At 67.1% G+C, this 19,876-nt stretch carries 16 protein-coding genes; 12 read left to right on the top strand and 4 right to left on the bottom strand.

The window, feature by feature from the left end:
* Positions 1–8: 8 nt before the first annotated feature.
* The 3 genes from DFR29_RS19020 to DFR29_RS19010 all read right to left on the bottom strand — a co-directional run bounded on the left by DFR29_RS19020 (position 9) and on the right by DFR29_RS19010 (position 2,864).
* Entirely contained in the window at positions 9–458 is a 450-nt protein-coding gene (locus DFR29_RS19020) for a DUF4442 domain-containing protein (RefSeq protein WP_425598853.1), read from the bottom strand.
* Positions 459–515: 57 nt separating this feature from the next.
* Positions 516–1,370 carry a thioredoxin gene (trxA, locus tag DFR29_RS19015; protein ID WP_133820210.1) on the bottom strand — a complete coding sequence of 285 codons (855 nt, stop codon included), beginning with the start codon at positions 1,368–1,370 and terminating at the stop codon, positions 516–518.
* A 192-nt stretch (positions 1,371–1,562) separates the two neighbouring features.
* Positions 1,563–2,864, bottom strand: a complete 1,302-nt coding sequence (locus DFR29_RS19010) for a metal-dependent hydrolase family protein (protein ID WP_133820209.1) — start codon at positions 2,862–2,864, stop codon at positions 1,563–1,565.
* A gap of 200 nt (positions 2,865–3,064) precedes the next feature.
* Between DFR29_RS19010 and leuS the strand changes: the two genes are divergently transcribed.
* From leuS to tldD, 10 genes are all read left to right on the top strand, one after another.
* Positions 3,065–5,794, top strand: coding sequence for a leucine--tRNA ligase (leuS, locus tag DFR29_RS19005; protein ID WP_133820208.1), 2,730 nt, complete (start codon positions 3,065–3,067; stop codon positions 5,792–5,794).
* 1 nt (position 5,795) lies between these two features.
* Positions 5,796–6,299 carry an LPS-assembly lipoprotein LptE gene (locus DFR29_RS19000; protein WP_133820207.1) on the top strand — a complete coding sequence of 168 codons (504 nt, stop codon included), beginning with the start codon at positions 5,796–5,798 and terminating at the stop codon, positions 6,297–6,299.
* 15 nt (positions 6,300–6,314) lie between these two features.
* Positions 6,315–7,334 carry a DNA polymerase III subunit delta gene (gene holA, locus DFR29_RS18995; RefSeq protein ID WP_133820206.1) on the top strand — a complete coding sequence of 340 codons (1,020 nt, stop codon included), beginning with the start codon at positions 6,315–6,317 and terminating at the stop codon, positions 7,332–7,334.
* A complete protein-coding gene (nadD, locus tag DFR29_RS18990) occupies positions 7,331–7,975 on the top strand; it encodes a nicotinate-nucleotide adenylyltransferase (RefSeq protein WP_166654188.1) in 645 nt (214 codons plus the stop codon). The genes holA and nadD overlap by 4 nt, the downstream gene beginning before the upstream one ends.
* A gap of 503 nt (positions 7,976–8,478) precedes the next feature.
* Positions 8,479–8,841: a ribosome silencing factor gene (gene rsfS / locus DFR29_RS18985; protein WP_133820258.1), complete on the top strand. Its 363-nt coding sequence runs from the start codon at positions 8,479–8,481 to the stop codon at positions 8,839–8,841.
* A gap of 31 nt (positions 8,842–8,872) precedes the next feature.
* Complete coding sequence (gene rlmH / locus DFR29_RS18980) at positions 8,873–9,343, top strand: 23S rRNA (pseudouridine(1915)-N(3))-methyltransferase RlmH (protein WP_133820204.1); 471 nt, start codon at positions 8,873–8,875, stop codon at positions 9,341–9,343.
* A 12-nt stretch (positions 9,344–9,355) separates the two neighbouring features.
* On the top strand, positions 9,356–9,922 hold the full coding sequence (locus DFR29_RS18975; protein WP_133820203.1) for a Maf family protein: 567 nt from the start codon (positions 9,356–9,358) through the stop codon (positions 9,920–9,922).
* 317 nt (positions 9,923–10,239) lie between these two features.
* A complete protein-coding gene (gene rng, locus DFR29_RS18970) occupies positions 10,240–11,724 on the top strand; it encodes a ribonuclease G (RefSeq protein WP_133820202.1) in 1,485 nt (494 codons plus the stop codon).
* A 72-nt stretch (positions 11,725–11,796) separates the two neighbouring features.
* Positions 11,797–15,735, top strand: coding sequence for a YhdP family protein (locus tag DFR29_RS18965; protein ID WP_166654200.1), 3,939 nt, complete (start codon positions 11,797–11,799; stop codon positions 15,733–15,735).
* Positions 15,736–15,854: 119 nt separating this feature from the next.
* On the top strand, positions 15,855–17,297 hold the full coding sequence (tldD, locus tag DFR29_RS18960; protein WP_133820200.1) for a metalloprotease TldD: 1,443 nt from the start codon (positions 15,855–15,857) through the stop codon (positions 17,295–17,297).
* A 37-nt stretch (positions 17,298–17,334) separates the two neighbouring features.
* Here tldD and yjgA read toward each other — a convergent pair whose 3' ends face one another.
* Positions 17,335–17,874, bottom strand: coding sequence for a ribosome biogenesis factor YjgA (gene yjgA / locus DFR29_RS18955; protein WP_243746111.1), 540 nt, complete (start codon positions 17,872–17,874; stop codon positions 17,335–17,337).
* Between the two features lie 63 nt (positions 17,875–17,937).
* Here yjgA and pmbA point away from each other — a divergent pair, with 63 nt between their 5' ends.
* Together pmbA and DFR29_RS18945 are read left to right on the top strand one after the other, a co-directional pair.
* The gene (gene pmbA, locus DFR29_RS18950; protein WP_133820198.1) at positions 17,938–19,290 is read left to right on the top strand and encodes a metalloprotease PmbA; all 1,353 of its coding nucleotides are present in this window, start codon (positions 17,938–17,940) and stop codon (positions 19,288–19,290) included.
* 40 nt (positions 19,291–19,330) lie between these two features.
* Complete coding sequence (locus DFR29_RS18945; protein ID WP_133820197.1) at positions 19,331–19,822, top strand: transcriptional repressor; 492 nt, start codon at positions 19,331–19,333, stop codon at positions 19,820–19,822.
* Positions 19,823–19,876 lie beyond the last annotated feature (54 nt).

The following is a 19,876-nucleotide window of genomic DNA, read 5'->3' as shown; positions in this document are numbered from 1 at the left end:
CTCGCGGATCAGCGGTCGCGCTTGCGCCGCACGTAGACCTGCTTGCGCACGCGGGCGATCAGTTCGCCCGATGCGGTCTTGATTTCCGTGTCGAACCAGCGCAGGCATTTTTCGCCGCTGGCGGTGGCGGCGCGCAATTCGTCCAGCACGCTTTCCTCGACCACGAATTCCGCATAGACGTCTTCGCGTCCGGGCTTGACGAATTCGATGCTGCCGGCCTGGTCCCAGACCTTGTAGTCGCGGCCCAGGCATTCCAGCAGCAGGATCATCCAGAACGGATCGGTCATGGAAAACAGGTTGCCGCCGAAGTGCGTGCCGACGTAGTTGCGGTTGAACCAGCCCAGCTTCAGGCGCACCCGCGCGCGCCGCCAGTCCGGGCTGATCGATTGCACGCGGATGCCGCTGAACAGGAACGGCAGCCACAGGTTCATGGTGCGGCGCAGGCCGCTGGGGGTGATCTTCACGTCGGCCTGCCTGACGGGGGGGGGTGAGCGGCTGTGCGGGCTGCGCGGATTTCAGAACAGCACGGCAGCCATCTTGCGCCGGTAGGTGCCGACCAGGTCGGCATCGTCCAGTACATGGAAGGCCGCGATCAGGCGCTTCTTGGCCTGGCCGTCCTGCCAGTCACGCTGGGTTTTCAGCACGTGCAGGAACTGATCCAGACCAGCCGCGGCCTCGCCGTCGAGCAGCAGGCGTATGCCGAGCAGGTCGCGCGCGGCATGGTCGGCGGCATCGTGCTCGACACGCTGCAGCAGTTCGGCCTTGGACGGCGCGCCTTCCAGGGCGCGGGCGAAATCCAGCTGGCCGCGCAGGCGTACCGCTTTGGCGTCGGTGGCGAACTTGGCCGGCAACGCGTCGAGTTCTGCCTCGGCGGCAGCGGCGTTGCCGCTTTGCATCAGGGCCAGTGCCAGGTCGAGCTTGAGTTCGGTCTTGTCCGGTTGCGCGGCAATTTCCTGCTGCAGGCGGTTCACGGTCTCGGCTGGGGTTTCGGCCAGATCGATCGTTTCGGCGGGTTCCGGCGCGCCGGGATGGATTGCGTGCTTGGCCAGGAATTCGCGCACGCCGGCTTCGGGCAAGGCGCCCATGAAGCCGTCGATCATCTGGCCGTCCTTGAGCAAGACCACGGTCGGCAGCGAGCGGATGCCGAAGATCGAGGCCAGCTGCATTTCTGCCTCGGTATCGACCTTGGCCAGGCGGAATGCGCCGGCATACTCGTCGGCGAGCTTTTCCAGCACCGGCTTGAGCTGGAGGCACGGGGCGCACCATTCGGCCCAGAAATCGACCAGCACCGGTGTCTGCAGCGAAGCCTTGATGACCTCGTTCTCGAAGTTTTCCTGGGTTGCGTCGAAGAAGTGGGCGGACTCGGCCATGGGGGGGCTCCTTGAAAGATCGTCGCGATGTGGATGCGGGAGGGTAGCGGATCAAGGGCCGCAAACGGTCGGGGACAGAGCCAATGGCTCTGTACGCCGTCTCCTCAACCCCCCAGGCAGCGCCTGGAGGAGAGGGCTAAAGACTTCCCGCCAGTAATGCGACAGCACTGCGCTTGCTTGCTGTCAGGCCCCTCACGGCCCGCGATAGACCACGCCGTCCTTCATCACGAAATTCACCTTCTTCATGACGCCGATGTCCTCCAGCGGATTGCCAGGTACGGCGACCACGTCGGCGAACTTGCCCGCGGCGATGCTGCCCAGGTCGTTGCTCTGGCCCAGCAGTTCGGCGGCATGTGTGGTTGCCGCCTGCAGGGTGAACATGGCCGGCATACCGGCTTCGACCATGAGTTCGAATTCGCGCGCGTTCTGCCCGTGCGGGAATACGCCGGCATCGGTGCCGAAGGCGATCTTGACGCCGGCCTTGTAGGCAGCGCCGGCGGTGCCCTTGATCTTGGGGCCGATGGCCAGGGCTTTCGGCCGCACGATTTCCGGGTAATAGCCCGGCTGGGCGGCTTTCTCGCTGACGAAGGCACCGGCGATGATGGTCGGTACGTACCAGGTGCCGTGCTGTTTCATCAGCGGGAACAGCTCGGCGTCCATCTGCGTGCCGTGCTCGATCGAGCTGACGCCGCCGAGGATGGCCCTGCGCATGCCTTCCTTGCCGTGTGCATGGGCGGCGACGGTAAAGCCGTAGTCCTTGGCCGTGTCGACGATGGCCTTGATCTCTTCCACGGTGAACTGCGGGTTGTCGCTGCTCTTGGCGTAGGACAGCACGCCGCCGGTGGCGGTGATCTTGATCAGGTCGGCGCTGTCCTTGTAGTGCTGGCGCACGGCCTTGCGTGCGTCGTCGACGCTGTTGATCACGCCTTCTTCGGGGCCGGGATCGGGCAGCAGGCCGCGCTTGGCGCCGTTGGTGGGGTCGGCATGGCCGCCGGTGCTGGCGATGGACTTGCCGGCGGTGAAGATGCGCGGGCCTTTGAGCATGCCCTGGTTGACCGCGTTGCGCAGCGATACCGACACGCCGTTGCCGCTCTCGCCCAGGTCGCGCACGGTGGTGAAGCCGGCCAGCAGGGTGCGTTCGGCGAATACGGCGCCCTTGAAGGCGATGTCGGCGTCGTTGAGGCGGAAGCCTTCGGAATAGGAGTCGCGGCTGGTTTCCGAGGTCAGGTGGGTATGCATGTCCATCAGGCCGGGCAGGCAGGTGCTGCCGGCGGGCAGGTCTATCGCCTTGGCGCCGTCGGGAGTGACCAGGCCGGGCCTGACCTCGCGCACGCGGTTGCCCTCGATCAGTACGGTACTGGCACCGAGCAGCTTGCCGGCGGCGGTGTCGACCAGGGCCGGGCAGTGCAGGGCGGTGACGCCGTCGGCGGCAACGGCGGGCAGGGCGGCCAGCAGGGCCAGGCCCAGGGCGCAGTACGGTAAGGCAGCTTTCATCGGTTTCCCCAGGCGGTACGAGAAGGGCTGGACAACAGAGGCAGGACGCGAAAGTCCCGATCATAGCCGCCGCGCCGGGCCTGGCCCGTGTCGTTCGGCAGGGGGCAGGCTTGGCGGGAGTTGCTGCGCTGCGGTAGTCTGCGGCGACTTTCCCTGACCCGGTCCGCACCCTACGGCTGCGCGACCCGCCATTGGCCTCCATGCACGAAACCTACGATCCCGCCGCAGTCGAACCCGCGGCGCAAAAATTCTGGAACGACACGCGCGCCTTCGAAGTGAAGGAAGACGCGGGCAAAGCCAAGTTCTACTGTCTGTCCATGCTGCCGTACCCCTCGGGGGCGCTGCATATGGGCCATGTGCGCAACTACACCATCGGCGACGTGATCAGCCGCTATCAGCGCATGCAGGGCAAGAACGTACTGCAGCCGATGGGCTGGGATGCCTTCGGCCTGCCGGCGGAAAACGCCGCGATCAAGAACAACACCGCGCCGGCGAAGTGGACCTACGCCAACATCGAGCACATGAAGGCGCAGCTCAACCGCATGGGCTTTGCCTATGACTGGTCGCGGGAAGTGGCCACCTGCAAGCCCGAGTACTACCGCTGGGAACAGCAGATGTTCACGCGGCTGTTCAGGCAGGGCCTGGTCTACCGCAAGATGAGCGTGGTCAACTGGGATCCGATCGACCAGACCGTGCTGGCCAACGAGCAAGTCATCGACGGCCGCGGCTGGCGTTCCGGCGCATTGGTGGAAAAGCGCGAAATTCCACAATGGTTCCTCAAGATCACGGCCTATGCTGAGGAACTGCTCAACGAGCTGGACAACCTGCCGGGCTGGCCGGATGCGGTCAAGACCATGCAGCGCAACTGGATCGGCCGCTCCGAGGGGCTGCAGATTCCGTTCGACCTGGAAGGCAGCGACGAAAAACTGTCGGTGTTCACCACGCGCCCGGATACCTTGATGGGCGTGACCTTCGTCTCGGTCGCGGCGGAGCATCCCATCGCGCTGGCGGCGGCACAGAACAATGCCGACCTGGCCGCGTTCATCGAGGAATGCCGCCACGGCGGCACCGCCGAAGCGGATCTGGAAAAGCAGGAAAAGAAGGGCGTCTTCACCGGCGTCTACGCGCTGCACCCGATCAGCGGCGAGCGCGTGCCGGTCTGGGCGGCGAATTTCGTGCTGATGGGCTACGGCACCGGCGCGGTCATGGCCGTGCCCGGGCATGACGAGCGCGACGGCGAATTTGCCCGCGCCTATCACCTGCCGATCAAGGTAGTCGTGGTCAACCAGGAAGTGCGCGACGCGATCCTGGAACTGCAGCACGACGTGGCCGTCGGCGGCGACGCCATGAATACGGCCCTGGGTGGCGGCGCCGCGCGCGACGTGTACGAACCCGGCGCCGCGGTGCAGCTGATCGAGGAATTCCAGCAGCGCGTGCTGCAGGGCGCGTTCACCGAGCGCGGCTACCTGATCAATTCCGGCGAATACGACGGCATGGACTACGACCAGGCCTTCGCCGCCCTGGCCGCCCGCTTCGGTGCCGATGCGCGCAAGGTCAACTACCGCCTGCGCGACTGGGGCGTAAGCCGCCAGCGTTACTGGGGCTGTCCGATTCCGATCATCTACTGCGCCACCTGCGACGCGGTACCGGTGCCGGACGAGCAACTGCCGGTGGTATTGCCCGAGGACGTGGCCTTCAGCGGCGTGCAGTCGCCGATCAAGGCCGATCCGGAATGGCGCAAGTGCATTTGTCCCCAATGCGGCGGGCCGGCCGAGCGCGAGACGGACACCTTCGATACCTTCATGGAATCGAGCTGGTACTACGCGCGCTATACCTCGCCCGGCGCCCAGGCCCAGGTGGACGAGCGCGCCAACTACTGGCTGCCGGTCGACCAGTACATCGGCGGTATCGAGCACGCCATCCTGCACCTGCTGTATTTCCGCTTCTATCACAAGCTGCTGCGTGACGCCGGCCTGTTCACGGCGAACGAGCCGGCAACCAACCTGCTGTGCCAGGGCATGGTCGTGGCCGAGACCTATTTCCGCGAGGAAGAGGGCGGTGCCAAGACCTGGTTCAACCCGGCTTCGGTGCAGATCCACCGCGACGCCAATGCGCGCGTGATCGGTGCGCTGGCCGAGGACGGCCTGCCGGTGTCGATCGGCGGCATCGAGAAGATGGCCAAGTCGAAGAACAACGGCGTCGATCCGCAGTCCATGGTCGATACTTTCGGCGCCGACACGGTGCGGCTGTTCTCCATGTTTGCCTCTCCGCCGGACATGTCGCTGGAATGGAACGAGGCCGGTGTCGAAGGCATGGCGCGTTTCCTGCGCCGCGTATGGAACCAGGTGCAGCGCCATGTGGCTTCCGCGCCAATGGTCGAATTGAAGGCCAATTCAATACTGTTGCGTAGGAGCGAACTGGCGCTGACGCCGGAGCAGAAAACCCTGCGGCGCAAGCTGCACGAGACCATCGCCAAGGTGTCCGACGACATCGGCCGCCGCCACGCCTTCAACACGGCGATTGCCGCGGTGATGGAATTGCTCAACGCGCTGGCCAAGTTCGACGACGATTCCGCCGCCGCGCGCGCCGTCCGCCACGAGGCCTGGGAAGCGATCACCCTGCTGCTCAACCCGATCACGCCGCATGTCTGCCATGCGCTGTGGCAGGCGCTGGGCCATGCGGAAAGCCTGATCGAAGACCTGCGCTGGCCGCAGGCCGACGCCAAGGCGCTGGAGAAGGACGCGCTGGTGCTGGCGGTGCAGGTCAACGGCCGTCTGCGCGGCCAGATCGAAGTGGCGGTCAGTGCGGACAAGGACGAATGCGAGCGCCTGGCCCTGGCCGAACCGGCCGTGGCGCGCTTCCTCGAGGGGCAGACGGTGAAGAAAGTCATCGTGGTGCCAGGCAAGATCGTCAACATCGTGGCGGGCTGATATGCGCATTCTGTTTCGCGTCATTGTTGTGGGTTCGGCGTTGCTGCTCGGCGCCTGCGGCTTTCACCTGCGCGAGCAGGCGCAATTGCCGCCGGGCCTGCAACGTATACACCTGGAAATTGCCGACCAGGGCAGCCTGCTCTACCGCGACCTGCCGGCGGCGCTGGAGCGTTCCGGCGCCACGGTGGAAGAGAACGCCGGCCCCGGCATTGCCAGCCTGCGCATTCCGGTCAGCACGCTGGCGCCGCAGCCGCTGTCGGTCGGTTCGACCGCCCGCGTGCGCGAATACAGCATGCGCTACCACGTCGAGATCGAAGCCGTGGACGCCAGCGGCACGACCGTACTGCCGCGCCAGGCGATCGACCTGAATCGCGAATACACCTTCGACGAAACCCAGGCGCTGGGCGTGGCGGCGCAGGAAGACGAGCTGCGCAAGCAGCTGCAGCGCGACATGGTGCAGGCGATCCTGCGCCGCATCGCTGCGCTGAGCCGTCCGGCCGGCTGAGGCAGCAGCGCCCGCATGAGTTTCAGTCTGTCGCAGCTGCGCCAGCACCTGGCCGGCGACACGATGAAGCCGGTGTATTTCCTTGCCGGTGAAGAACACCTGCTGCTGATCGAGGCGGCCGATGCGCTGCGCGCCCGTGCGCGCGAACTGGGCTACCTCGAACGCGACGTGCTGGATGCGGAGTCGGGCTTCGACTGGGACGACCTGGCCCGCGCGGCCAGCGGCATGTCGCTGTTCGCCACGCGCAAGCTGATCGACCTGCGCGTACCGACCGGCAAGCCGAACAAGGACGGTGCCGCGGCGATCATCGAATACTGCGAACGGCCGCCGCCGGACACGGTACTGCTGATTACTTCTACCCAGTGGAGCAAGCAGCACCACGCCGCCTGGGTCGACGCGATCGAGGCGATCGGCGTGTTCGTGCCGATACAACCGCTGCGGCCGGATGACCTGCCGGCCTGGATAGGCCAGCGCATGGCCAGCCGCGGCATCAAGGCCAATCGCGATGCGATCGACCTGCTGGCCGAGCGCATCGAAGGCAATCTGCTTGCCGCCGCGCAGGAAATCGACAAGCTGGCACTGCTGGCCGGCGACCGCCTGCTCGACGCGCCGACCCTGGAAGACCTGGTCGCCGACAGCGCGCGCTACGACGCCTTCAAGCTGACCGACGCCGCCCTGGGCGGCGACGCTACGCGCGCGCTGCGCATCGCTGCCGGGTTGCGTGCGGAGGGCGAGCAGGTGCCGGGTCTCATGGGCCTGCTGCTGTACCAGCTGCAGATCATGGTGCGGCTGGCGGCGGCGCCGAATCCGGCCCAGGCCTTCCGCGCCGAGCGCATCTATCCCGCCCGCGAGGCGGTCTACCGCAAGGCCTTGCAGCGCGGCAATCTTTCCCATTGGGAACAATGCCTGGCCCAGGGCGCGCGCATCGACCGCATCAGCAAGGGCCGCGGTGCTGGCGATGCCTGGGTCGAGCTGGAGCGCCTGCTCGCTGCCATGGCGCTACCGCGCAGCGCGCACCTGCTGGGCGGCGCGTGAGCACGCCGGCACCGGTGCTGGCCCTGCTGGGCGGCACTTTCGATCCGATCCACTACGGCCATCTGCGTGCAGCCTGGGAAGCCGCCGAGCAACTGGATGCGCAGGTTTGCCTGATGCCGGCCAATGTGCCGCCGCATCGTCCCCAGCCGCGCCTGAGTGCGGAACAACGCGTGCAGCTGCTGGAACTGGCCCTGGCCGGTCAGCAGCGGCTGGCGCTGGATACGCGCGAACTGCGCCGGGACGGTCCTTCGTATACGGTCGATACCTTGCGCGAACTGCGCGAGGAAATCGGCGCGGCGCGGCCGCTGGTGCTGTTGCTCGGCACCGACGCGTTCGCCGGCCTGCCCAGCTGGAGCCGCTGGCTGCAGCTGTTCGAGCTGGCGCATATCGGCGTGATGACCCGGCCCGGTGCTGCGCCGGCACTGTCGCCCGAACTGCACGCGCAGTTCCTGGCACGGGCCTGCGCCGTCGATGGCGATTGGCGTGGGCAGGGCGCTGGCCGCATCCTGTCGCTGGACATCACCGACCTGGATATTTCCGCCACGGGCATCCGCAACCTGCTTGCACGGGGGCAGGAGCCGCGCTTTCTGCTGCCGGAAGCGGTACTGGCGCAGATCCGCCAGCGGGGCTGGTATCGCTAGTGCGCTTTGCCTGCCGCGGCGCGGCAAAGCCGTCGCCGCTGCCGCCTCGCCTTGCCCCGGCCACCCCCTCCCTTATACTGCGCCCACTTATTCCGCTATCCAGAGGTAATGCTCGCTTGGCCACCACCAAAACGCCGAAGTCTTCAACTGCCACCGAAAGCAAGACCCGCTCCAGCGCCGCGCGGCCGGCCGCGAAGAAGGCAGCCATTGCGAAGAAGCCCTCGGCCAAGCCGGCGGCAGCGAAGCGAAGTGTCGCGAAAAGCTTTGCTGTTAAGAGCTTTCCGCCGAAGAAGCCCGTAGCGGAGAGCCCGGCCGAGAGCAGCTCCACCGCAAAGAAAGCGGCAACCAAGAAGACGCCGGCGAAGAAGTCTGCGGCAACGACGGCCAAGGCCCCGGCCGCCAGGCGTGCAAGCGCCAGCAGCGATGCCAAGCCCCAGCGCAAGGGCACGCCGGTTGCCTCGCCGCCGCAGCCCAAGCCGCGCAAACCGGGCAAGAAAGAGAGCATGCCGACGGATATCGTCGAGCGCCTGCGTCTGGAAGTCCGCCGCGCGCTGGAAGAGCTGAAGGCCAAGGATATCGTCGAACTCGACGTGCGCGGCCGCACCTCCATTGCCGACTACATCGTCGTCGCCGCCGGTACCTCGACCCGTCACGTCAAATCCATCGCTGACGAAGTGGTCAGGTACGCCAAGAAGGCGGGCATGATGCCGCTGGGCGTGGAAGGCCAGCGCGAAGCCGAATGGGTGCTGGTCGACCTCGGCGACATCATCGTCCACGTCATGCTGCCGCGCGTGCGCGAGTTCTATGGCCTGGAGCGGATGTGGGCGGTCGGCGGCGACACCGAGTCCGAAGCGGCCTACGCCTGAACCCGGCGCTGTTCCTTGATCAGGTTCCTGCATGCGCGCGCGCCTGATCTCGGTCGGCGAGCGCATGCCGGGCTGGGTCGCCGAGGGCTTTGCCGAGTACCACAAGCGGCTTTCGCGCGAGCTGCCGCTGGAACTGGTCGAGCTGAAGCTGGGCGAGCGCGGCAAGGGCCGCGATCTGCAGCGCGCGCTGGATGACGAGGGCGCGGCCATGCTGGCGGCGATTCCCCGCGGCAGCCAGGTGATTGCGCTGGACGGCCGCGGCAAGACCTGGTCCAGCGAAGAACTGGCTGCGCAGCTGGCGCAGTGGCGCATGGCCGGGCGCGACCTGGCCTTCCTGATTGGCGGGCCAGACGGCCTGGCCGCCAGCGCCCTGGCTCGCGCCGACCAGCGCTTTTCCCTGGGCGCCCTGACCCTGCCGCATATGCTGGTGCGCCTGATCCTGGCCGAGCAGCTCTACCGCGCCACCAGTCTGCTGTCCAACCACCCTTATCACCGCGCCTGACCGGAGCCGCCCATGTTGTATCTCGCCTCGCAGTCGCCGCGCCGGCGCCAGTTGCTGGAGCAACTCGGCCTGAGCTTCGCCGTGCTCGACGTCGACGTGCCCGAGCAGCGCGAACCGGGCGAAGCGGCGGCCGACTACGTCAACCGGGTAGCGCGGGAAAAGGCCGGTGCCGGTCTGTTGCAGGTGGCGGCTGTGCCCGGTGCGGTGGTGCTGGGTGCCGATACCGAAGTGGTGCTGGACGGCGACGTGTTCGGCAAGCCGGCCGATGCGGCGGCCGCGGTACAGATGCTGCAGCGCCTGCAAGGCCGCAGTCATCGCGTGATTTCGACGGTATGGCTGGTCAGTGCCGGGCGCGAAGAGCACGAATCCAGCGAATCCGAGGTGCGTTTCGCACCCATGGACGAGGCCGCCATTGCCGCCTATGTGGCCAGCGGCGAGCCCTACGGCCGCGCCGGTGCCTACGCGATCCAGGGCCTGGCCGCCGCGCATATCGCACATCTGAGCGGCAGCTTCACCGGCGTGATGGGCCTGCCACTGTACGAAACTTCGCAATTGCTGCGCCGCTTTGGCCTGCGCTGAGCGGTCGGAAACCGCGCCCGGCGCCATGATCGGCGAACAGCGAGCCGCTCCGGCAGGGCGGCCAGCAACGGATTTAGCACGCGCTTGAGGCGCAAGCTGTTAGCGTGGCAACGACGCCTGCCGGGCCGATAGCTTGCCTTGACGTGGGGCCGGCGCCCTTGCGGCATGCTGCCGCGAGCGTCAGATAGTCTTCACGAAACCGTAGCAGCGGCCTTTTCCAACAGTCAGTCAGATCGACAAGTTCACATGGCCGCAGCTATAACCCCGTACCCCAAGCACTGTGGCGCGGTTCAGCCGCCCGCTGACAAGGTAGTCCAGTGAGCGAAGAAATCCTGATCAACGTCACTCCGCGCGAAACCCGCGTTGCCGTGGTCGAAAACGGCATGCTGCAGGAAGTGCATATCGAACGCGCCCAGCGGCGCGGCTACGTCGGCAATATCTACAAGGGCAGGATCAGCCGGGTAATGCCCGGCATGCAGGCGGCCTTCGTCGAGATCGGCCTGGACCGCGCGGCGTTTCTGCATGCCTCCGACATCGTCCGTGCCGCGCCCTCGCTGGTCGGCGATGCGACCGAAGGCGCTGCAACCACCGGACCTACGCCGCCCATCCTCGACCTGGTGCGTGAAGGCCACGAACTGGTGGTACAGGTGGTGAAGGATCCGATCGGCAGCAAGGGCGCGCGCCTGACTACGCACCTGTCGATTCCTTCGCGCTACCTGGTGCTGCTGCCGTATTCGCGCATGGTCGGCGTGTCGGTGCGCATCGAGGACGAGGCCGAGCGCGGCCGCCTCAAGGAAAGCCTGCAGCAGCTCGGCCGCGAGGGCAACCTGGGTTTCATCGTGCGCACCAATGCCGAAGGACAGAGCTACGAGGCGCTGGCCGAAGATGTGGACTATCTGGGCCGCCTCTGGCTGGCGGTGCAGGAAGGCATTGCCACGGCCCGCGTCGGCACGCGCATCTATGAAGACCTGCCGCTGTCCCTGCGCGCGCTGCGCGACCTGATGCGGCGCGACATCGAGAAGGTGCGGGTGGATTCGCGCGAAACCTTCGAACGTATCCAGAGCTTCACTCATCAGTTCATGCCCGAACTGGTGGAGCGCATCGAACATTATCCCGGCGAACGGCCGATCTTCGACCTGTACGGCGTCGAAGACGAGATCCAGCGCGCCCTGCGCAAGGAAGTGCCGCTGAAGTCCGGCGGCTATCTGATCGTCGACCAGACCGAGGCGATGACCACGGTCGATGTGAACACCGGCGCGTTCCTCGGTCACCGCAATCTGGAAGAGACGGTCTACCGCACCAATCTGGAAGCGGCCCAGGCTGCCGCGCGCCAGCTGCGCCTGCGCAACCTGGGCGGCATCATCATCATCGACTTCATCGACATGACCGATGACGAGCACAAGCGCCAGGTGCTGCGCACGCTGGAAAAGGCGCTGGTGCGCGACCATGCCAAGACCACGGTCTACGACATGTCGCCGCTGGGCCTGGTGGAGATGACGCGCAAGCGCACCACCGAAAGCCTGGAACGGCAGCTGTGCGAGCCCTGTCCCGAATGCGGCGGCCGCGGCAGCCTGAAGACGGCCGAGACCGTCACCTACGAGATTTTCCGCGAGATCACCCGCGCCGTGCGCCAGTTCGACGCCGAGAAACTGCTGGTGCTGGCGGCGCCCAAGGTGGTCAACCGCATCCTGGAGGAAGAGTCCGCCGCCGTGGCCGAACTGGAAGAGTTCGTGCACAAGACCATTCGCTTCCAGCCCGAAGAGCACTACTCGCAGGAGCAGTTCGATGTGGTCCTGCTCTGAGCGGCATCGTGGTAAATTTCACAAGGTTGCATTGTCCATGACGTGCCGGCGGGCGCGTGCGGGATTGCACTTGTGACACCGTGGCACCGCCGCCTGCGCCGTCTGCGCATTGCGCTGACGGTCTGCGTCGCCTGCCTGATCATCCTGGCCGCGGTCGGCGTCGGCCTGCTGCGGCTGCTGCTGCCCCAGGTCGGGCTGCATTCGCAGCGCGTGGCGCGTTTCCTGTCGGAGCAACTGCAGCGGCCGGTCAGTGTCGACCAGGTCGAAGGTTACTGGAGCGACGGAGGGCCGCTGCTGCGCCTGGAAGGCGTGCACGTGGCCGCGTCCGACCCGGCTGCGCCGCCGCTGGTGATTCCCCAGGCCGAGCTGGCGCTGGACCTGGGCGCCTGGCTCAGCAGCAACCGGCGCTGGAGCGAATTCCGCATCGCCGGACTCGACCTGAGCCTGCAGCACCAGGGCAACGGCGACTGGCAGGTTTCCGGCCTGGTCGGCGGCAATAGCGGCGAAGGCGAAAACCCGCTGCTGATGCTGGGGGCGATTGCCCTGCGCGATACGCGGGTGCGCGTGATCGATGCCGCCAACGGCATCGACGTAGCCGTGCGCTTCAACGAACTGCGCCTGCTCAACGACGGCAGCCATCATCGCGTGCAGGCCTTGCTGCACCGCGACGGGGCCGAGTCGGGCCTGCTGCAGCTGGTGGCCGAATTCGATTCGCAGACGCGCTCGGGTAGCGCCTATCTCGGCGGCGAAGCGCTGGATCTGGCGGCGCTGACCCAGGGCCTGAGCTGGCGCGAGCGTCGCCTGGGCAGCGGCAAGGGACGCGTCCAGCTCTGGGCCGGTGCGCACCAGGGCCAGCTGGTGTCGGCGCATGCCGCGCTGGATCTGCATGGCATCGAGTTGCAACCGCTGCAGCCGGACGCGCCCGATGCGAGCCGCGCCACCGGCTTGGCCCAACTTCAGGGTGTGGCGCGCTGGCGCCGTGGCGAGCGCAGCTGGACCGTCGACGTGGCTGGGCTGCGGGCGGCGCGCGCGGGCACGAATGCGGTCGCGAGCGCATTCGAACTGCGCCACGAAGACGACACGGATGCCTATCTGCTGAGCTCACCGCGGCTGGACCTGGGCAGTGTCGCTGCGCTGTCGGTACTGCTGCCCGGACAGGAGCGCGCCTGGCCGGCGCGGGCTGGCCTGCAGGGCAACTTGCAAAATGTGGATTTGCGCTACGTGTCGCGCACCGATTTCCAGCTCAACGCCAGCGTGCGTGGCCTGGGCTTCATCGCGGTCGACAAGGCACCGGGCCTGTCCGCACTTGACGGTGAAATCAGCGCCGATGCGCAGGCACTGGCGCTGGAACTGCCGATGCAGGCGACGACAGTGAATTACGCGCGCAAATTTCGCCAGCCGCTGCGGTTCAATCATCTGGGCGGGCGCATCGTCGCGTTTCCGCTGGGCGAGGGCGTGGATTCCGGCTGGCGCGTAGAGACCGATGCGCTGGATGTGGACGCGGAAGGCGTTGGGCTGCAGCTGCGCGGCGGCGTGGAGCTGCTGCCCGACGCCGGCAAGCCGCTGCTGGAGCTGTATGCCGTGGTCCTGCCCAGCGAGGTGCCTGCCGCCAAGCAGTTCTGGCCCATCGGCGACATGTCGCCCAAGGCGATGGAATGGCTGGACCGCGCCCTGGTCGCCGGCCGCATCGACAGCGGCCGCGCCGCCATCCATTGCGACCTGGACGACTGGCCCATCACCAACTTTGCCGGCCAGTTCAAGGCCAGGGCCGAGATCAGCGGCCTGACCCTGGACTACAACCCGGCCTGGCCGCGCGCTGAAGGCGTGGCGGTGACGGCGGATTTCATCAATTCCAGCCTGCATGCAGAAACCAGCGGCGGCACGGTGCTGGGCACCAGCCTCAAGCGCGCGGTGGCGGATATTCCCAGCTTCAAGGACGCGGAACTGAACCTCGACGTGGAAGGCAGCGGCAAGGGCGGCGACCTGCTCGCTGTGCTGCGCGCCTCGCCGCTGGGCACGCGCTACCAGAAAGAGCTGACCGGACTGGACATCGGCGGCACGACGACGGTGCGTTTTCGCCTCGACCTGCCGTTCAAGCCCGAGCTGCCCAGCCGGGTCAAGGGCGAGATCGACCTGGCCGATTCCGCCATCGTGGCAAAAAAGTGGGATGTGGATTTTGCCCATTCCAGCGGAAATATCCGTTTCCACGACACGGGTTTTTCCGCCGGACCGCTGGCGATACAGAAAGACGGCTTTCCGGCCAAGTTTTTCCTCGCCATCGGCAGCGATGTGAAGGCGGCCGAAAACGCGGTCGAGGCGCGCCTGGAGGGCAATCTGTCGCTGCAACAGGTGTTTGCCGATGTCACTGCGCTGAAACCCTGGTGGCCGCGTTTCAGCGGCCGCTCCGACTGGATAGTGCAGATGGACGTGCCGCGCGCCGCGGCCGAGCCGACCCGGCTGCAAATGCGCTCGGAACTGCGCGGCACCGCCCTCGACCTGCCGGCGCCGCTGGACAAGCCGGCCGGCGATGCCTTGCCGATACAGCTGTCGCTGCACCTGCCGACGCAGGGCAGTCCGCTGACCGTGGAACTGGCCGATGTGCTGCGAATGCGCGCGCGCCTGCCCGACGGCCAGCGCGAATTCGCGGGTGCTGTGCTTTTGGGCGACCAGATGCCGGAGAGCGTGCCCGCCAGCGGCCTGACCGTCGGCGGCCGTGCCCGGCGCCTGGACATGTCCGGCTGGGCTGGCATCGGCGTGGGTTCCGACGCCGGCCCTGGCCTGCTTGGTGCGGTCGACGTGCGCGCGGACAAGGCCGTCGTCGGCAGCCGCGAATTCTCCGACCTGGGCCTGGTGCTGGCGCGCCAGCCCGACCAGGTCGGCATCAGCTTCAGCGGTGCGCAGCTGCAGGGTACCTTGCAGATTCCCACCAGCGACCTGCTCAAGCGCGGCATCACTGCGCAGTTCGAGCACCTGTACTGGCCCGATTCGCCCAAGCCGGCGCAGGCCGCCGACCCGTCCGCGGCGGACCCGCCCGATCCCTTCGATGGTGTGATTCCTTCCACCATTCCACCTCTGCACGTGTGGATAGGTGATTTCCGCCTCGGCTCGGCCAATTTCGGCGAAACCCGGCTGGAATCCCAGCCCGGCGGCGAGGGCATGCGCATCGAGCAGTTCGATTCCCAGTCCGCCGACATGGAAATGCATGCGCGCGGGCAGTGGAATGGCGACGGAAAAAGCCACCGTTCCGACATCGACATGGACCTCACCTCGGAAAACCTCGGCCGCATGCTGACTGCGCTCGGCGTGGCCGGCGTGTTCGAAGGCGGCCAGACCCTGGCCCATCTCAATGTGCACTGGAACGGCTCGCCGGCGGCGTTCGCGCTGGCGCGGCTGGAAGGACGGCTCAAGCTCAACGTCAACGCCGGGCGAATTCTCGACGTGGAGCCGGGCATGGGGCGCCTGTTCGGCCTGTTTTCGGTGCGCGAGATTCCGCGCCGGCTGGCGCTGGATTTCGGCGACTTCTTCCGCACCGGCATGAGCTTCACCGCGATCAGCGGCGACTTCGATCTGGCCGGCGGCGATGCGCGCACGACCAACCTGCTGATTGCCAGCCCCGCCGCAGACATCCGCATCCACGGCCGCACCGGCCTGAAGGCGCGCGACTACGACCAGCAGATGGTAGTGACGCCGCGTGTCGGCGGCGCCCTGACCATCGTCGGCGCGCTGGCCGGTGGCCCGGCCGGCGCCGCCGCCGGGCTGGCGGTGCAGACCTTGTTCAACAAGGCCATCAACCAGGTCACTACGGCGCGCTACCACGTCACCGGCAGCTGGGACAAACCCGAGATCACCCTGGTGTCGCGCGAAGGCGGCCGCAACCGCGACGAGCGGCGCGGCGAAGAGGCGCGCATCGATACGCCGCCGCCGCTGCCCGCCGAGCCGGCCGACAAGCCGCCGGCGCGCGACCCCGAAGGCAGCGACGGCGAGGCGGCACACAAATCGCGCCAGGATTAGCGCGCCGCTTCCGATTCGTCGGTTGAGCGGCCAGCAGGCTGCCGCGCTTGCCCTGGACTTGCCTTGTAGCCTACCGTTCCCGCCCTTATCTCCCCCGCACTGTCTCAGCTGGAATCCTGATGAATTCGATGATCGCGCAAGCGAGCGAACGCCTGTTGCGCCCGGGCGGTCTTTCCACCAGCGAGCTGGATCGCGTCTTCGCGCGCCTGCTCGGCCCCGGCATCGATGCGGCCGACCTGTATTTCCAGCACTCGCGTTCCGAGCACTGGCTGCTGGAAGACGGCATCGTCAAGGAAGGCAATCACTCCATCGAACAGGGCGTCGGCGTGCGTGCACTGTCGGGCGAGAAGACCGGCTTTGCCTATTCCGACGAAATCGTCTTGCCGCAGCTGCTGGAAGCCGCCGGAGCCGCGCGCGCCGTGGCCAAGGCTGGCAGCAACGGCGTCGGCGTGCCGCTGGCGCTGGGCAGCGGACGTAGCCTGTATCGCCCGGTCGATCCCATCGACAGCCTCGACAGCGCTGGCAAGATCGCCGTGCTGCGTGAGATCGACGCCTATGCGCGCGCGCTGGACCCGCGTGTGAACCAGGTCATCGTGAGCATTTCCGCTGGGCTCGATACCGTGCTGGTGGCCGCGGCCGACGGCACCCTGGCCGCCGATGTGCGGCCGCTCGTGCGCTTCAATGTGCAGGTGATCGCCGAGCAGAACGGCCGCCGCGAAAGCGGCAGTTCCGGCGGCGGCGGGCGCTACGACTACAGCGAACTGCTGTCCGGCGACCGTGCCCACGCCTGGGCGCGCGAAGCGGTGCGCCTGGCGCTGGTCAATCTGGAAGCGGTCGACGCGCCGGCCGGTTCGATGCCGGTGGTGCTGGGCCCGGGCTGGCCCGGCGTGCTGCTGCACGAGGCGGTAGGCCACGGCCTGGAAGGCGATTTCAACCGCAAGGGCACTTCGGCGTTTTCCGGCCGCATCGGCCAGCGCGTGGCTTCGCCGGGTGTCACGGTTGTGGACGATGGTACTTTGCACAATCGGCGCGGTTCGCTCAATGTGGATGATGAAGGTGTGCCGACCGAATGCACCGTGCTGATCGAGGACGGCATCCTGCGCGGCTACATGCAGGACAAGCTCAACGCACGCCTGATGGGCGTAAAGCCAACCGGCAACGGCCGGCGCGAATCCTTCGCCCACCTGCCGATGCCGCGCATGACCAATACCTACATGCGGGCTGGTAGTCACGACCCTGGCGAGATCATCGCCTCGGTCAAGCGCGGCCTGTACGCGGTGAATTTCGGCGGCGGCCAGGTCGACATCACCAACGGCCGCTTCACCTTTTCGGCCAGCGAGGCCTATCTGATCGAGGACGGCAAGATCACGCGCCCGGTCAAGGGCGCCACCCTGATCGGCTCCGGCCCCGAGGTGATGAACCGCATCAGCATGATCGGCAACGACCTGCGCCTGGACGAGGGCGTCGGCGTCTGTGGCAAGGAAGGCCAGAGCGTGCCGGTCGGCGTCGGCCAGCCCAGCCTGCGCATCGACGGCATCACTGTCGGCGGTACCGCGGCGTGATGCCATTGCTGGCGCAGGCCGCCCGCTTCGGCGCGGACTATTCGTCCTCGCCGTCGCCGCCTGGGTTGTCGAACAGTTCGCGCAGCACGCGGAACAGTTCGCGGAAGGCGTGCGGCGGGCGGTTGTCCTGCCGCTCCACCTTGGACTGGCGGGCGAGCTGGCGCAGGTGCTGGCGGTCGGCGGCGGGAAACAGCACGAGCAGCTCGCTGAGTGCTTCGTCGCCCTGTTCGATCAGGCGTTCGCGCCAGTCTTCCAGCCGGTGCAGTTCCGCGGTTTCGCGGCGCGATACCTGGCGGTCGTGCTCCAGTGCGGCGCGCAGCGGCGGCAGCTCGTCTTCGCGCCGGCGCAGCATCTTGGCCAGGAACTGGATCTGCCGCTTGCGCGCAATATGCTGCGGCACGCTGCGCGCTTTCTCCACTTCGTCGCGCAGGTCTTCGGCCAGCGGCAGCTGGTCGAGCTGCGGGTCGCTCAGGCCGACCAGGCGTTCGGCCAGCTCGAATACCGCCAGCGCGTCGCGCCGGCGCTGGCTGCGACTGGGCGAATCTTCGCCATCGACGGCGTCATCATCATCATCCAACGGTTCTTCGTGGCGCTTGCGCATGGCGGGGAGTACGGCTGGCAAAGAAGGAAAGGATAGGCTGTGACTGCACATATCGCCAACACGGATACCAGCCAGGCCGAACTGGACCGCCTCGCCGAGGTGGCCCATGACGTGCTGCGCCGCTGCAAGGCGGCCGGCGCCGACCAGGCCGAAGTGGCCGCCAGCGTCGACGTAGGCCTGAATGTCAGCGTGCGCCTGGGCGAAACCGAGACCATAGAACACACCCGCGACCGCTCGTTCGGCGTGACGGTCTACTTCAACCAGCGCAAGGGCTCGGCCAGTACCGCCGACCTGAACGCCGATTCCATCGCCAAGACGGTGGAACAGGCCTGTGCCATCGCCCGCTATACCGAGGCCGATCCGGCCGCCGGCCTGGGCGATGCGGCGCGCATGGCGACGGCGTTTCCCGAGTTCGATGTGTGGCATCCCTGGGACATCAGCGTCGAAGACGCGATTGTGCTGGGCCTGGAAATCGAGGACGCCGGCCGCGCCGTGGCCGGCATCAGCAATTCCGAAGGCGCTTCGGTACAGGCCGGCCGCGCGCTGGCCGTGTATGCCAATTCGCACGGCTTTACCGGGCGCGAACGCGGCACGCGGCATATGTTGTCGGTATCGCTGCTGGCCGAAGACGAGGCCGGCATGCAGAGCGCCTACTGGTACGACGGCGTGCGGGCTGCTGGCGATTTCATGCCTGCGGCCGAGATCGGCCGCAAGGCGGCCGAACGCGTGCTGTCGCGCCTGGGTGCGCAGGGCCTGTCCACGCGGCAATGTCCGGTGCTGTTCGCGGCGGAAGTCGCGCGCGGCCTGATCGGCCATCTGCTCGGCGCGGTCAGCGGCGGCTCGCTCTATCGCAAGGCCAGTTTTCTGCTCGATGCCAAGGGCAAGCGCGTGCTGCCGGAGTTCGTCGACCTGATCGAAGACCCGCATCTGCCCCGTGGCCATGCCTCGGCGGCGTTCGATGCGGAAGGCATAGCCACGACGCGCAGCGCCCTGGTCGAAGGCGGTGTGCTGCAGCGCTATCTGCTGTCCAGCTATTCGGCGCGCAAGCTCGGCCTGGAATCCACCGGCAATGCCGGCGGCGTGCACAACCTCATCGTGCGCAGCGGCGACGACGATTTCGCCGGCATGCTGAAAAAGCTCGGCACCGGCCTGCTCGTGACCGAGGTGATGGGGCAGGGCGTCAACACCATCACCGGCGACTATTCCCGCGGTGCCGCAGGCTTCTGGGTGGAAAACGGCGTGATCGCCTATCCGGTCGAGGAAATCACCATCGCGGCGAACCTGCGCGACATGTATGCGAACATCGTCGCCATCGGCAAGGACGTGGACCCGCGCTCGCACGTGCTGTGCGGCTCCATCCTGATCGAGCGCATGACCGTTGCCGGCGCCTGAACGGCCGGCCGTTTCCGCCACCGCATTCCTGGAGCCGGCCATGGGCGAACACCACGACCATCCCACGCACAAGCACGGCGAGCATCTGCATCGCCACGACGGCGACGCGTTCGTGCGCACCGTGGCCGACGCCTGCGAGCAGCGCGGCCTGCGCCTGACGCCGCTGCGCCTGCGCGTGCTGGAAATGATCGCCGCCAGCGGCAAGCCGGTGAAGGCCTATGACCTGCTCGACCAGCTGAAGGACGAACGCGCCGGCGCAGCGCCGCCGACGGTCTACCGCGCGCTCGATTTCCTGCTGGAAAATAGCTTTATCCACAAATTGGAATCGATCAACGCCTACGTCTCCTGCCATCACCCGGAAGAGGCGCACCAGGTACCGTTTCTGATCTGCGACAAATGTGCCAGCGCGGTGGAGATCTGCGACGAACGTGTTGCCACCCTGCTCAGCGAGCAGGCGCGCGAGCATGGCTTCCGGCCACGGGCACAGACGCTGGAAGTGCACGGTATCTGCTCGGCCTGCGCCGACGCCTGAGCCTGGCGATCCGCTGTTGTGCGTTCGCCGTTGGCGCGCAGGATCAAACGAAAT

Origin of the sequence: Tahibacter aquaticus (genome assembly GCF_004363655.1) — a bacterium.
GTDB classification, from domain to species: domain Bacteria; phylum Pseudomonadota; class Gammaproteobacteria; order Xanthomonadales; family Rhodanobacteraceae; genus Tahibacter; species Tahibacter aquaticus.
This window is presented reverse-complemented; position numbering and strand designations above follow the sequence as displayed.

Coding starts and splice junctions, on each gene's coding strand:
- trxA (WP_133820210.1), bottom strand. CDS start 1,370: ATGGCCGAGTCCGCCCACTTCTTCGACGCAACCCAGGAAAACTTCGAG.
- DFR29_RS19010 (WP_133820209.1), bottom strand. CDS start 2,864: ATGAAAGCTGCCTTACCGTACTGCGCCCTGGGCCTGGCCCTGCTGGCC.
- leuS (WP_133820208.1), top strand. CDS start 3,065: ATGCACGAAACCTACGATCCCGCCGCAGTCGAACCCGCGGCGCAAAAA.
- DFR29_RS19000 (WP_133820207.1), top strand. CDS start 5,796: ATGCGCATTCTGTTTCGCGTCATTGTTGTGGGTTCGGCGTTGCTGCTC.
- holA (WP_133820206.1), top strand. CDS start 6,315: ATGAGTTTCAGTCTGTCGCAGCTGCGCCAGCACCTGGCCGGCGACACG.
- rsfS (WP_133820258.1), top strand. CDS start 8,479: ATGCCGACGGATATCGTCGAGCGCCTGCGTCTGGAAGTCCGCCGCGCG.
- rlmH (WP_133820204.1), top strand. CDS start 8,873: ATGCGCGCGCGCCTGATCTCGGTCGGCGAGCGCATGCCGGGCTGGGTC.
- DFR29_RS18975 (WP_133820203.1), top strand. CDS start 9,356: ATGTTGTATCTCGCCTCGCAGTCGCCGCGCCGGCGCCAGTTGCTGGAG.
- tldD (WP_133820200.1), top strand. CDS start 15,855: ATGAATTCGATGATCGCGCAAGCGAGCGAACGCCTGTTGCGCCCGGGC.
- DFR29_RS18945 (WP_133820197.1), top strand. CDS start 19,331: ATGGGCGAACACCACGACCATCCCACGCACAAGCACGGCGAGCATCTG.